The sequence below is a fragment of the Pseudolysinimonas sp. genome (assembly GCF_057350545.1).
In genome coordinates this window covers 36003-49085 of the sequence record NZ_JBMRCP010000005.1, presented here as the reverse complement: position 1 = coordinate 49085, position 13083 = coordinate 36003, and the positions used below count along the sequence as shown (strand labels likewise).

The following is a 13083-nucleotide window of genomic DNA, read 5'->3' as shown; positions in this document are numbered from 1 at the left end:
GGACGGAAACGTAGCAAGGGTAACCGGGCTCTGACGGGTGCGCGGAGGGTCCTCAGGAGGATTCGCCTAGTGGCCTATGGCGCACGCTTGGAAAGCGTGTTGGGTGAAAGCCCTCGGGGGTTCGAATCCCCCATCCTCCGCGAGAAGAAGTAACCGGTCGGGTGAAAGCACTGCGCTTCCGGGAGTTCGAATCCCCCATCCTCCGCCGAGAACCCCGCTTCGCCACCCGCAACGCCGCACCCGCACCACCCGCATCCGCCGACCCGCCGCTCCCGCGGCGGGACTTCGACCAGGGGGGAGTCACCCACGTGAGCGAGCCCGCCGTGCGCATCGTGCCGCGCCGGTCACTGCTCGTCTCGGCCCTCGTGTCGATCGTGGTCGTGCTCGTCCCCATCTCGGGAGTGCTCTACTGGTTCGCCATCCCGCGGGGCCAGGGCGGCTGGGTCGTGCTCGCGCAGGTGATCGTCGTGGTCGCCTCGCTCGCACTGCTGTTCCGGCAGCTCACCGTCGACACCGTCATCGCCGACGGGGAGCTGCGCGGGCGCGGCATCTTCAGCCCGATGGAACGGATTCCGCTCGACCGCATCGCGAAGGTCGACCTCGTGCCCGTCTACCTCGGTCAGTCCACCGAGACCGTGCCGCAACTGCTCGTGCGCGACGCCGAGGGGGCGCGGCTGTTCCGGTTGCGCGGCACCTTCTGGCACGCCGGCGACCTCGAGAAGATCGCCGCGGCACTGCCCGTGCACGTCACGGTGGCGCCCGAACCCCTCCCCGTGTCGGAGTTCTTCGAGAACTACCCGGGCAGCGCGTACTGGTTCGAGAACCGGCCGTGGCTCGTCGCCGCGCTCCTCGCGCTCGTGCTCGCCGCGGCCGTCGGCATCACCGTGGGCATCATGACGCTCTTCGGCATGCCGATCATGGCCTGACCCCGGTCAGCGCGCCTGGCCGAACAGGGCGTCGCGCAGTCGCCGCAGCAGGTTCCGCTTCGGTGCGCGACGCCGCGGGGCGGCCGGGATCTTGGCGGCCGGAGGCGAGCTGGCGGCATCGGCGCCCCGCTCCTTCCGCGCGGCAGGGGGCGCGCTCTCACGTCGCGGCGCGACGGGTTCGGCGTCGCGGTCGCGGTCGCGCCTCTGCGCGGCGAGCAGGTCCTGCGCCGACGGCGGATCGGCGGGAGTGCCGTAGCGGGCGAGCAGAGGCGAGGCGGCGACGATCGCCGCCATCGCCTCGGGCGGCGTCGGCGACATCGACCCGCGCGGGGCGCGCAGCCGCGTCCAGGCGACCGGTGACGGCGCGCCCTCCTCGTTCATGACGGTCACGATCGCCTCGCCGGTCGCGAGGGTCGTGAGCACCTCCGCGAGGTCGTAGCCCGACCGCGGGTAGGTCGAGACCGTCGCCTTGAGCGCCTTCGCGTCGTCGGGGGTGTGCGCCCGGAGCTGGTGCTGCACGCGGCTGCCGAGCTGCGCGAGCACGTCGCCCGGCACGTCCTTCGGGGTCTGCGTGACGAAGAAGATGCCGACGCCCTTCGAGCGGATGAGCCGCACGGTCTGGGTCACCACGGCGAGGAAGTCCTTCGAGGCGTCACGGAACAGCAGGTGCGCCTCGTCGAAGAAGAACACGAGCTTCGGTTTCGGCAAGTCGCCCGCCTCGGGCAGCGCGGCGTACAGCTCGGAGAGCAGCCACATGAGGAAGGTCGAGAAGAGCGCGGGCTTGTCCTGCACACCGGGCACGCCGAGGAGGCTCACGATGCCGCGGCCGTCGGGAGCGGTGCGGAGGAAGTCGGCGACATCGACCGCGGGCTCCCCGAAGAAGGCGTCGGCGCCTTCGTCGGCGAAGTTGATGAGCTCGCGCAGGATGACTCCCGCGGTCGCCTTCGAGAGGCCGCCGAGTTCGGCCAGCTCGCCCTTGCCCTCCGCCGACACGAGGTGCGTGAGCACGCTGCGCAGGTCGCCGAGGTCGACGAGCGGCAACTCGGCGCGCTTCGCGTAGTGGAAGACGAGGCCGAGGCTCGACTCCTGGGTGTCGTTGAGCCCGAGCACCTTCGACAGCAGGAGCGGCCCGAAGCGCTGCACGCTCGCGCGGATCGGCACGCCGGTTCCCATCCCGCCCAACGTGAAGTACTCGGTGGGCGAGGCGGCGGGCGTCCAGTCCTGGCCGAGACCTCGCGTGCGGGCCAGCAGTCGCTCGCTCGGAACACCCTCGGTCGCGATGCCGGAGAGATCGCCCTTGATGTCCGCCGCGAAGACCGGCACTCCGGCGGCGGAGAGTTGCTCCGCGAGCACCTGCAGCGTCTTCGTCTTGCCCGTGCCGGTCGCACCGGCGACGAGGCCGTGGCGGTTGACCATCGCGATCGGGATGCGCACCGGCACGTCGGCGAGGACGTCGCCGTTCACGACGGCACCCACCTCGAGCGCGGGGGCCTCGAACGCATAACCGGAGCGGATGGCCTCGAGTTCGGCGCGCGAGAGAGGTGCCGGGGACATGCGAAGAGCCTAGGGCGGCCCCACTTCGGACGGCGATGCTGCTTAGATGTCACAGTGAACGACGAAAGTCCCGACGGGTTCACCCACGTCAATCCGCTCGGCTCGTCCGCCACGAGCGATCTGTTCCAGATCCTCCGTGACGGGAAGCCGCGCACCCGTACCGAACTCGCCGCGATCACCGGGCTCGCGCGCTCCACGATCGGTCTGCGCATCGACGCCCTCATGCGACTCGGGCTCGTCGGCGCGATCGGCGATGCCGTCTCCACCGGCGGTCGGCCGTCGGCGCAGTTCGCACTCGCGGCATCCGGTCGTGTCGTTCTCGGTGTCGACGTCGGCGCCTCACACGTGCGCGCCGCGGTCAGCGACCTCACCGGACGCATCCTCGCCGAGACGGCGGAGTCGATCCCCGTCGCCGACGGCCCCGAGCGGGTGCTCAGCTGGGTGGAGGCGACCGCGGGCGACCTGCTCGCCCGCACCGGGCGCAGCCGCACCGACCTCCTCGCGGTGGGGATCGGCGTCCCCGGTCCGGTGGAGCATTCGACGGGTCGCCCCACGAACCCGCCGATCATGCCGGGTTGGGACCGCTACGACGTCCCTGGTCGCCTGCGGGAGTCGTTCGACGTCCCCGTGCTCGTCGACAACGACGTCAACATCATGGCGCTCGGCGAGCGGGAGCTGGCGTGGCCGGATGCCAACCACCTGATCTTCGTCAAAGTCGCCACCGGCATCGGCTCGGGCGTCATCTCCGGCGGGATCCTGCAACGCGGGGCGCAAGGCACCGCGGGCGACATCGGGCACGTCTACGTCGCCCGCGGCAAAGACGTGCCCTGCCACTGCGGCAACCGCGGCTGCCTCGAAGCCCTCGCGTCCGGCCGCGCGCTCGCCCGCGAGCTGAGCACCGGCGGTCGCGAGCCGCACGGCAGCCAGGATGTCGTCGAGCTCGTCAAGAAGGGCGACCTCGAGGCGATCCAGGCCGTCCGCCAAGCGGGCCGCGACATCGGTGAAGTGCTCACGACGTGCGTCTCGCTGATCAATCCGTCCGCGATCGTCATCGGCGGCGCACTCGCTCAGGCCGGCGAGCACCTCATCGCCGGGGTGCGCGAAGTCGTCTACACGCGCTCGATGCCGCTCGCCACGGAGCACCTGCAGATCACCCAGTCGCGGGTCGGAGCGGATGCCGGCGTGCTCGGCGCCTGCATGCTGGCCATCCACCACGCCCTGTCACCCGACCGGGTCGAGGCGATGGTGGCGGGCGCCGCCTGAGCACTCGGTGGTCGAGTAGCCGCGCAGCGGCGTGTCGAGACCCGCGGCAGGTCTCGACACGCGCCGGCGGCGCTACTCGACCGTCGAGTAGTTCACTTGGTCGAGAAAGCCGCGTCGAACGCCGCATCGGGGGCGTCGAACGCGAGGCGCCGCACGAACTCGAGCGCCTCGGGGGCGCCGACGAGCCGGTCCATCCCGGCGTCCTCCCACTCGACCGAGATCGGGCCCGTGTAGCCGATCGCGTTGAGCGCCCGGAACGCGTCCTCCCACGGCACGTCGCCGTGGCCGGTCGAGATGAAGTCCCAGCCGCGCTTGGGGTCGGCCCACGCCAGGTGCGAGCCGAGCCGACCGTTGCGGCCGTTCGTCATGCGCTTGCGGGTGTCCTTGCAGTCGACGTGGTAGATGCGGTCGGCGAAGTCGAGGAGGAACCCGACGGAGTCGAGGTCCTGCCAGACCATGTGCGACGGGTCCCAGTTGAGGCCGAACGCGGGGCGGTGCCCGATCGCCTCGAGCGTGCGCACGGTCGTCCAGTAGTCGTAGGCGATCTCGCTCGGGTGCACCTCGTGCGCGAAGCGCACGCCCACCTCGTCGAACACGTCGAGGATCGGGTTCCAGCGGTCGGCGAAGTCCTGGTAGCCCGCGTCGATCGCCTCCTGCGAGACCGGGGGGAACATCGCGACGTACTTCCAGATCGACGAGCCCGTGAACCCGATGACGGTGTCGACCCCGAGCTTCGCCGCGAGACGCGCCGTGTGCTTCATCTCCTCGGCGGCACGCTGGCGCACGCCCTCGGCATCCCCGTCGCCCCACACGCGGTCGCTCAGGATGTCGCGGTGTCGCTGGTCGATCGGGTCGTCGCAGACCGCCTGGCCCTTGAGGTGGTTCGAGATCGCGTACACCTTGAGGCCGTACCTCTCGAGCAGCTCGAGCTTGCCCTCGGCGTAGCCCGGCTCGTCCCAGCGCCACGGGTCGAGGTGGTCGCCCCAGCAGGCGAGCTCGAGGCCGTCGTAACCCCAGCCGGAGGCGAGCTTGGCGACCTCCTCGAGAGGAAGGTCGGCCCACTGGCCGGTGAACAGGGTGATCGGACGCGCCATGGGGGTCTCCTTCGAGAGAGGTGGGTCAGACGGTGGTCCAGGCGCTGCCTGCACCGGAGGACGCCTCGACGGCCGCGAGCGCGCGCTGCACGTGCAGGCCGTCGGCGAACGACGGCTCGGGCTGCGTGCCGTCGTCGATCGCCTGCACGAAGTCGACGACCTGGTGGCTGAAGCCGTGCTCGTAGCCGAGGATGTGCCCGGGGGGCCACCAGGCGGCCACGTACGGGTGCACGGGCTCGGTCACCTGGATGCGGCGGAAGCCCTGCTCGCCCTCGGGCGCGGTGGCGTCGTAGAACTGCAGCGAGTTCATGTCCTCGAGGTCGAACGCGATCGCGCCCCCCGTGCCCGAGACCTCGAGGCGCAGCGCGTTCTTGCGACCTGTCGCGAACCGCGTCGCCTCGAAGGTGCCGAGCACGCCCGAATCGTAGCGCCCGACGATGAGCGCGACGTCGTCGACGGTCACGGGGCCGCGGTCGGTGCCGCCCTTGCCGCCGAGGCCCGACTGCTCGGCGAGCACGGGACGCTCCTTCACGAGCGTCTCGAGGGTTCCCGAGACGGAGGCGAGCTTCATCCCGGTGACGAACTCGGAGAGGTCGATCGCATGCGCGCCGATGTCGCCGAGGGAGCCGGAGCCGGCGAGCTCCTTGTCGAGCCGCCACGTGAGCGGCGACTCGGGATCGAAGAGCCAGTCCTGCAGGTAGGCGGCGCGCACCTGCTGGATACGGCCGATGCGTCCGCTCATGACGAGCTGACGGGCGAGCTGGACGGCGGGGACACGACGGTAGGTGAAGCCCACCATCGCGACGACGCCTTTCGCGAAGGCGGCGTCGGCGGCCGCGGTCATCGCCTCGGCCTCCGCGACGGAGTTGGCGAGAGGCTTCTCGCAGAGCACGTGCTTGCCGGCCTCGAGGGCGGCGATGGCGATCTCGGCGTGCGAGTCGCCGGGGGTGACGATGTCGACGACGTCGATGTCGTCACGGGCGATCACGGAGCGCCAGTCGTCGCTCGACTCGGCCCAGCCCCACTTCGCGGCGGCGGCTGCGGCGCCCTCGGCGCGACGGCCGACGACGACGGTCAGCTCGACATCACGCGGGAGGTCGAAGAACCGGGGAGCTGTGCGCCAGCCCTGCGAGTGGGCGGCTCCCATGAAGCCGTGTCCGATCATCGCGACGCGCAACGGTGCCATTCGCTTGAAGTCCTTCGAAAGTCTGGTGGGCGATTCCGGGGTCTCGGGAGACCCCGCGCGAGGCGCGCGTCGAACCCAATCGACGACGCGCGCCCCGCGAGGTGGCTCGGGTCGGTTAGGACGCGAACGCGGTGGGCAGGTACTGCTCGACGTTCTCGGCCGTCACGACCGGAGCGTTGAGCACGATACGCGACGGCACCTCGACCTCGACGAGGTCGGCGAGCGCCTTGCCCTGCGCGATGAGACGGGCGAGACGGATGCCGTCAGCGGCCTGCGTCGACGGGTAGATGACCGTCGCCTTCAGCACGCTGTCGCCCGACTGGATGAGCTCCATGGCGTTACGCGAACCCGCGCCACCGACCATGATGAACTCGTCGCGGCCGGCGGCCTCGATCGCGGCCAGGACCCCGAGGCCCTGGTCGTCGTCGTGGTTCCAGATCGCGTCGATCTGCGGCTCCGACGCGAGCAGCTGCGAGGTCACGGCCTCGCCGCCCTGCACGGTGAAGTCGGCCGCCACGCGGGCGCTGACCTCGAGACCGCAGTCCTCGAGCGCGTCGGCGAAGCCGCGCGAGCGGTCCTGCGTCAGCGGCAGCGAGTCGATGCCGGCGATCTCCGCGACGACCGCGTCGGAGTTGCCTTCGAGCGCCTCGCAGATGTACGTGCCGGCGCTCACGCCCATGCCGTAGTTGTCACCGAGGATCGTGGTGCGCGCGGCGAAGGTGCTCGAGAACTCGCGGTCGACGTTGATGACCGGGATGCCGGCCTCCATCGCCTGGATCGCGACCTCGGTGAGCGCGGCGCCGTCGGTGGGCAGCAGCACGATGGCGTCGACGCCCTGGCTGATGAACGACTCGACCTGGCTGATCTGCAGGTTCGCATCGTTCGTGCCCTCGGCGACGATGAGTTCGATGTCGTCGTACTTCTCGGCTTCGGCGATCGCGCCGGAGTTGATGGCGCCGAGCCAGCCGTGGTCGGCGGCGGGGCCGGAGAAGCCGATCGTGATCGTCTCGCCCGACTCGTCGTTGCCGGTGTTGTTGGTCGGGGTGTTGTTGCCGCCGCCCGTGCTGGCGGTGCAGCCGGTGATCAGTCCGGCGATCGCCAGAGCGGCGCCGGTGGTGATGAGCAGCTGAGTGCGGCGCTTCGATGCGCGGAGCATTCGCGTCCTCCTAGGTCGTGTGATGCGCAGAATTGGTTACCGCGCCGACGCTGCAGGGAGCACAGCGATTGCCGTCGGCGCTGACGTCGGACACGCTACATAGATCGCCGGGCATCCGTCAACTTCTTTCGGCGTTTCGTCGTAAGTGCCGCCAAATCAGTCATCCAAAACTTTCGACTCCTGGCCACGGCCCTCGAACGTCTGTTATCTTCGCCGAATGGTCAAAGGCGACGGGAACACGTCATTACTGGCGATGCGCCGCATCGAGAAGTCGTTCGGCGGAGTACGCGCCCTGCGCGGAGTCGACCTCGAGGTGCGCGCAGGGGAGGTGCACTGCGTCCTCGGGCAGAACGGTGCGGGCAAGTCGACACTCATCAAGACCCTCGCGGGCGCGCATCAACCCGACTCGGGCGAGATCCTGTGGCAGGGCGAGCCCGTCGTCATCCCGACCCCCACGGCCGCGCTCGCGCTCGGCATCGCGACGATGTACCAGGAGCTCGACGTCGTCGACGGACTGACCGTCGCCGAGAACATCTTCCTCGGACACGAACTCTCGGTCGCAGGATTCCTGCGCCGCGGGCATGCCGCACGCGCAACCCGAGCACTGCTCGAGCGCCTCGGCCACGGCGAGATCCCCCCGAACCGCGAGGTCGGAGAACTGTCGGCCGCGCACAAGCAGATCGTGAGCCTCGCCCGCGCGCTCTCGCGTGACGCGAAGCTCATCGTCATGGACGAGCCGAGTGCCGTGCTCGACTCCGAGGAGGTCAAGAACCTCTTCCGGGTCATCGAAGAGCTCACGTCGCAAGGGATCGCGGTCATCTACATCTCGCACCGACTCGAAGAGATCCGCGAGGTCGGCGATCGCATCACCGTCATCAAGGACGGCGCCTCGATGGCCACCGGCCTCCCGGTCGCCGACACGCCGACGCCCGAGCTCATCGAGCTCATGACCGGCCGCGCGGTCGAGTACGTGTTCCCGCCCCGGCAGGAGCTCCCCGCCGACGCCGCGACGGTGCTCGAGGTCGAGGGTCTCGCCCTGCGCGGCGTCTTCTCCGACGTCTCGTTCGACGTGCGTGCCGGGGAGATCGTCGGACTCGCGGGCCTTGTCGGCTCGGGCCGCTCCGAGATCCTCGAGACCGTCTACGGCGCTCGCAAGCGCACCGCGGGGCGCGTCAGCGTCGCCGGGCGTGTGCTGCGCGCCGGTTCCGTCCGCGACGCCGTCGATGCGGGCGTCGGTCTGGCCCCCGAGGAGCGCAAGTCGCAGGGCCTCCTCCTCGAGGAGCCGATCTTCCGCAACGTCACACTCTCGAGCTTCACCCGCATGGCGCGGGGCGGCATCCTCAACGAACGCCGCGAGACCGAGGCGACGACCGAGCAGATCGCGGCCCTCGACCTGCGCCCCGCCGACCCCGCCCGGGTGACCGGCACGCTGTCCGGCGGCAACCAGCAGAAGATCATGCTCGCGCGCTGGCTCGTGCACGGCACCGACGTGCTGCTGCTCGACGAGCCCACCCGCGGCGTCGACATCGGCGCGCGCGCCGACATCTACGCGCTGATCCGCAAGCTCGCCGACGAGGGCGCCGCCATCGTCGTCGTGTCGAGCGAGATCCCCGAAGTACTCGGCCTTGCCGACCGCGTCCTCGTCATCGGCGACGGACGCGTGGTGCGCGAGGCTCCCGCGACGGAGCTCGACGAGCCCGCCGTTCTCGACCTCGTCATGAAAGGACACGCCGCGTGAGCGAGCCGACCACCTCCCCCGCCGCCCCCGTGACCGTCGAGGAGCGTGAGGGACCGAGCGCGCTGCGCCGTTTCCTCTCCGGCTCGGCCGGCCGCAACCTGGGGCTCGTCATCGCCCTCATCCTCATCGTCGTCGCCGGCATCATCACCCGGCCCGACCGCATGACGGATGTCGACACCCTCCTCACGATCCTGCGGTTCGCGTCGATCACCGGGGTCGTCAGCCTCGGCATGACGTTCGTCATCACGGCGGGCGGCATCGACCTCTCCGTCGGGTCGGTCCTCGGACTCTCGTCGATCGTCGGCACCCTCGCGGTCGTGCAGGCCGCCGCCGGCGGCAGCTCGTGGTTGCTGCTCGTGATCATCCCGATCGCCGTCGGCGCCGCCGCCGGACTGCTCAACGGCCTCGTGATCGCCTACGGGCGGGTCGTGCCGTTCATGGCGACCCTCGCGATGCTCGTCGCCGCCCGCGGCCTCGCCGAGCTCATCGGCAACCGGCAGACGCTCATCATCAACAGCAACGAGTTCAAGGACTTCTTCCGCGGCAACTTCCTCGGCATCGACCCGCTCATCTGGATCTTCGCGATCGTCGCGATCGCCGCCTGGTTCCTCCTGAGCCGCACCACCTTCGGCCGACGCACGGTCGCGCTCGGCGGCAACTACGAAGCGTCGCGCCTCGCGGGTCTCAAGGTGAAGCGCCACACCGTCATGCTCTATGTGCTGGCCGGCACGGCGGCGGGCATCGCGGGATTCATGATGATGGGCCGCACGGGCGTCGGAACCTCGACCCACGGCACGCTCTACGAGCTCGATGCCATCGCCGCCGTCGTCGTCGGCGGCACCCTGCTCATCGGCGGGCGCGGCACCATCGTCGGCACCGTGCTCGGCGTGCTCATCTTCTCGACCCTGTCGCAGGTGTTCACGCTCAACAACCTCTCGACCTCGGTGCAGGCCGTCATCAAGGGCATCATCATCGTCGTCGCCGTGCTGCTGCAGCAGCGCTTCGCCGCCCGCAACAGTCGCAGTTAGCCGGACTGGGTTCTGTCGGGTTAGTTGCACAATGTCGCGTCCTCCGGCGACATTGTGCAACTGGCCGGCGGCGGCGCTCCCGCCAGTTGCAGATTGCACCCGGAAGACGGAGCAATGTGCAACTAACCCGACAAAACCCCGAAGCCGCGCGGCAGCACGAACGTCCAGCCCGCGGCGAGACGCTCCTCGACGACGGTGCGCACGGCGGCGACCGAGGCCGCCCGGGGGCCGCCGCCGTCGTGCACGAGCACGACCTCGCCGGGCCGCACCGCCTCCCGCAGCCGCGCGGTGAGCACGGCTTCGTCCTGCGTCATCCAGTCGCCGATCGTGTTCACGACGGCGAGCGGCTGCAGCCCCTCGGCGACGGCGGCCTCCGCGGTGCGACCCCACGAGCCGTTCGGAGCCCGAAAGTACGGGATGGGCGCCTCGGGGTCGCCGAGGGCCTCTCGGATGAGCCGCGAGTTCTCGGCGATCCGCGCCCGGGCATCCTCGACCGACAGCGAGCCCATGTCGTCGAACGACGTCGAGTGGTTGCACAGCACGTGGCCGTCGCGCGCCATCCGGCGCAGCAGCGCCACGCCATCCGGGGTCGCCAACTGAGAGCCGATCACCGCGAACACCGCCCGGATGCCGTGCTCGCCCAGCAGATCGAGGAGGGCCGCGGTGTCGGCGCCGTTCGGGCCGTCGTCGAACGTCAGCGCGGCGACGAGCCCCTCGCCCTCGGCGGCCGAGACCGGTGTCGTCGAGAGCTTCACGCCGACCGGGGAGGAGCGGTGCTCTCGCGCACGACCAGGTCGACCGCGAGGTCGAGTCGCGACACCCCTTCCGCGCCCGGTTTGCGCAGGCGGATGACGAGTCGCGTCGCCTCCTCCGCCATGCGGCGCAGCGGCTGGTGGATGGTCGTGAGGCGCGGGCTCACCCAGGTCGCGAGCGGGATGTCGTCGTAGCCCACGATCGAGACGTCGTCGGGGGCGTTCATCCCGAGCTGGCGCATCGCCTCGAGCACGCCGAGAGCCTGCAGGTCGCTGCCGGCGAAGATCGCGGTCGGACGGTCGGGCCGATCGAGCAGCTCGTGGCCGTGCAGCCGCCCACCCGCGGTGTGGAAGTCGCCGAAGCGGATGAAGTCCGGGTCGATCGACAACCCGGCGGCGGTCATGGCCGAGCGGTAGCCGTCGATGCGCGCGTGGGAGCACATCATGTCGTGCGGGCCGGTGATCGCCGCGATGCGGGTGTGGCCGAGCTCGAGGAGGTGCCGGGTCGCCATGAGGCCGCCCGACCAGTTCGCCGAGCCGACGCTCGGCACGTCGGGGGTCGGATCGCCCGCGGGGTCGATGATGACGAACGGGATGCTGCGCGCCTGCAGGGTCTCGCGGTACTGGTCGGGGATGGCGGCGAACACGAGCACCACGCCGACCGGGCGTCGCTGCAGCACGCCGTCGATCCAGTCCGCGGCGGGAGCGTGCCGGCTGCCGCTCTCGGTGAGCACGACGCTCAGCCCGTGGGCGCGGGCGACATCCTCGACACCTTTGATGATCTCCATCGACCACGCCGACTCGAGTTCGTGGAAGACGAGCTCGATGAGCGAGTTCGGGGCGGTCGTGCTGCCGCGGCGCCGGTAGCCGTGATGTGACAGGAGGTCCTCGACACGACCTCGGGTCGCGGCGGAGACGTCGGAGCGGCCGTTGAGCACCTTCGAGATCGTCGAGAGCGAGACCTCAGCCTGCTCGGCGATCTCGGCGAGGGTGACTCGCGCCTGCTCCGTCACGGGTGCTCCTTGTCGGGATTCGGTTCGAAAGTATCGAAGCGGCTATCACTGTACGCGTTTCCGGGATATGTTGTAACCCGCAACATATCGCCACCGGCACTCAGATCAACGGAGCTCACGATGTCCCTCACTCCTACGCCCGCCGACAAGTTCACCTTCGGCCTGTGGACCGTCGGCTACAACGGCACGGACCCCTTCGGCGGCCCGACCCGGAAGCCGCTCGACACCGTGCACGCGGTCGAGAAGCTCGCCGAGCTCGGCGCCTACGGCCTCACCTTCCACGACGACGACCTCTTCCCGTTCGGCTCGGACGACGCCACCCGTCAGAAGGAGATCGACCGCCTCAAGGGCGCGCTCGAGGCCACCGGGATGAAGATCCCGATGGTCACCACCAACCTCTTCTCGGCCCCCGTCTTCAAGGACGGCGGCTTCACCGCGAACGACCGCGACGTGCGCCGGTTCGCACTGCGCAAGGTGTTCCGCCAGCTCGACCTGGGTGCCGAGCTCGGAGCGAAGACCTTCGTCATGTGGGGTGGCCGCGAGGGCGCCGAGTACGACGCCGCGAAGGACATCCGTCAGGCGCTCGAGCGCTACCGCGAGGCCGTCAACCTGCTCGGCGACTACGTCACCGACAAGGGCTACGACATCCGGTTCGCGATCGAGCCGAAGCCGAACGAGCCCCGCGGCGACATCCTGCTCCCCACCCTCGGCCACGCGATCGCGTTCATCGACTCGCTCGAGCGCCCCGAGCTCGTCGGCCTCAACCCCGAGGTCGGCCACGAGCAGATGGCGGGCCTCAACTTCGCGGCGGGCATCGCACAGGCGCTGTTCCACGGGAAGCTCTTCCACATCGACCTCAACGGCCAGCGCGGAATCAAGTACGACCAGGACCTCGTGTTCGGGCACGGCGACCTGCACAACTCGTTCGCCCTCGTCGACCTCCTCGAGAACGGCGGCCCGGGCGGCGTGCCGGCGTACGACGGCCCCCGCCACTTCGACTACAAGCCCTCGCGCACCGAGGACGAGGTCGGCGTGTGGGAGTCGGCGAAGGCCAACATGCGCACCTACCTGCTGCTCAAGGAGCGGGCCGCGGCCTTCCGCGCCGACCCCGAGGTGCAGGAAGCGCTCGAGGCCGCGAAGGTCGCCGAACTGTCGATCCCGACCCTCGACGAGGGCGAGACCTACGAGCAGTTCCTCGCCGACCGCTCGGCCTACGAGGACTTCGACACCTCCGCGTACCTCGGCGGCAAGGGCGGCGGCTTCGTGCGTCTGCAGCAGCTCGCCACCGAGCACCTCATGGGCGCGCGCTCGTGACGAGCGGCATCCTGAGTGACCCGACGGCCGAGACGGCCGTCGGCGCTGGCGCCGCGACG

At 70.1% G+C, this 13083-nt stretch carries 11 protein-coding genes and 1 tRNA gene; 6 read left to right on the top strand and 6 right to left on the bottom strand.

Translation table 11 applies throughout. The features are described 5' to 3' along the window. Nucleotides 1–55: 55 nt before the first annotated feature. Together ACO1X9_RS00880 and ACO1X9_RS00875 are read left to right on the top strand one after the other, a co-directional pair. Nucleotides 56–140: transfer RNA gene (locus tag ACO1X9_RS00880), tRNA-Ser, on the top strand. Nucleotides 141–161: 21 nt separating this feature from the next. Next, entirely contained in the window at nt 162–926 is a 765-nt protein-coding gene (locus ACO1X9_RS00875) for a hypothetical protein (RefSeq protein ID WP_486348943.1), read from the top strand. A gap of 6 nt (nt 927–932) precedes the next feature. On the opposite strand, the gene ACO1X9_RS00870 is transcribed toward ACO1X9_RS00875, so the two are convergent. Beyond that, complete coding sequence (locus ACO1X9_RS00870; protein WP_486348942.1) at nt 933–2480, bottom strand: helicase HerA-like domain-containing protein; 1548 nt, start codon at nt 2478–2480, stop codon at nt 933–935. A 54-nt stretch (nt 2481–2534) separates the two neighbouring features. On the opposite strand from ACO1X9_RS00870, the gene ACO1X9_RS00865 reads away from it, so the two are divergent. Beyond that, nucleotides 2535–3743 carry an ROK family transcriptional regulator gene (locus ACO1X9_RS00865; RefSeq protein ID WP_486348941.1) on the top strand — a complete coding sequence of 403 codons (1209 nt, stop codon included), beginning with the start codon at nt 2535–2537 and terminating at the stop codon, nt 3741–3743. Between the two features lie 92 nt (nt 3744–3835). On the opposite strand, the gene ACO1X9_RS00860 is transcribed toward ACO1X9_RS00865, so the two are convergent. From ACO1X9_RS00860 to ACO1X9_RS00850, 3 genes are all read right to left on the bottom strand, one after another. Continuing rightward, nucleotides 3836–4837 carry a sugar phosphate isomerase/epimerase family protein gene (locus ACO1X9_RS00860; protein WP_486348940.1) on the bottom strand — a complete coding sequence of 334 codons (1002 nt, stop codon included), beginning with the start codon at nt 4835–4837 and terminating at the stop codon, nt 3836–3838. Nucleotides 4838–4862: 25 nt separating this feature from the next. Then, nucleotides 4863–6023, bottom strand: a complete 1161-nt coding sequence (locus ACO1X9_RS00855) for a Gfo/Idh/MocA family protein (protein WP_486348939.1) — start codon at nt 6021–6023, stop codon at nt 4863–4865. A 115-nt stretch (nt 6024–6138) separates the two neighbouring features. Further along, nucleotides 6139–7179, bottom strand: a complete 1041-nt coding sequence (locus ACO1X9_RS00850; protein WP_486348938.1) for a substrate-binding domain-containing protein — start codon at nt 7177–7179, stop codon at nt 6139–6141. A gap of 253 nt (nt 7180–7432) precedes the next feature. Here ACO1X9_RS00850 and ACO1X9_RS00845 point away from each other — a divergent pair, with 253 nt between their 5' ends. Together ACO1X9_RS00845 and ACO1X9_RS00840 are read left to right on the top strand one after the other, a co-directional pair. Beyond that, nucleotides 7433–8917, top strand: a complete 1485-nt coding sequence (locus ACO1X9_RS00845) for a sugar ABC transporter ATP-binding protein (protein ID WP_486348937.1) — start codon at nt 7433–7435, stop codon at nt 8915–8917. Next, nucleotides 8914–9945 carry an ABC transporter permease gene (locus tag ACO1X9_RS00840; protein WP_486348936.1) on the top strand — a complete coding sequence of 344 codons (1032 nt, stop codon included), beginning with the start codon at nt 8914–8916 and terminating at the stop codon, nt 9943–9945. The genes ACO1X9_RS00845 and ACO1X9_RS00840 overlap by 4 nt, the downstream gene beginning before the upstream one ends. Before the next feature lie 122 nt (nt 9946–10067). Here ACO1X9_RS00840 and ACO1X9_RS00835 read toward each other — a convergent pair whose 3' ends face one another. Continuing rightward, a complete protein-coding gene (locus ACO1X9_RS00835) occupies nt 10068–10700 on the bottom strand; it encodes a polysaccharide deacetylase family protein (RefSeq protein ID WP_486348935.1) in 633 nt (210 codons plus the stop codon). Continuing rightward, nucleotides 10697–11710 carry a LacI family DNA-binding transcriptional regulator gene (locus ACO1X9_RS00830; protein WP_486348934.1) on the bottom strand — a complete coding sequence of 338 codons (1014 nt, stop codon included), beginning with the start codon at nt 11708–11710 and terminating at the stop codon, nt 10697–10699. The genes ACO1X9_RS00835 and ACO1X9_RS00830 overlap by 4 nt, the downstream gene beginning before the upstream one ends. A 120-nt stretch (nt 11711–11830) precedes the next feature. Here ACO1X9_RS00830 and xylA point away from each other — a divergent pair, with 120 nt between their 5' ends. Continuing rightward, nucleotides 11831–13024 (top strand): xylose isomerase, encoded by a 1194-nt coding sequence (gene xylA / locus ACO1X9_RS00825; protein WP_486348933.1) that lies wholly within the window; start codon nt 11831–11833, stop codon nt 13022–13024. The last annotated feature ends 59 nt before the right edge of the window (nt 13025–13083 follow it).

What these genes read in the sequence shown, in the direction of transcription:
- ACO1X9_RS00845 (WP_486348937.1), top strand. Translation starts at nt 7,433, where the DNA reads ATGCGCCGCATCGAGAAGTCGTTCGGCGGAGTACGCGCCCTGCGCGGA.
- ACO1X9_RS00870 (WP_486348942.1), bottom strand. Translation starts at nt 2,480, where the DNA reads ATGTCCCCGGCACCTCTCTCGCGCGCCGAACTCGAGGCCATCCGCTCC.
- ACO1X9_RS00850 (WP_486348938.1), bottom strand. Translation starts at nt 7,179, where the DNA reads ATGCTCCGCGCATCGAAGCGCCGCACTCAGCTGCTCATCACCACCGGC.
- ACO1X9_RS00860 (WP_486348940.1), bottom strand. Translation starts at nt 4,837, where the DNA reads ATGGCGCGTCCGATCACCCTGTTCACCGGCCAGTGGGCCGACCTTCCT.
- xylA (WP_486348933.1), top strand. Translation starts at nt 11,831, where the DNA reads ATGTCCCTCACTCCTACGCCCGCCGACAAGTTCACCTTCGGCCTGTGG.
- ACO1X9_RS00855 (WP_486348939.1), bottom strand. Translation starts at nt 6,023, where the DNA reads ATGGCACCGTTGCGCGTCGCGATGATCGGACACGGCTTCATGGGAGCC.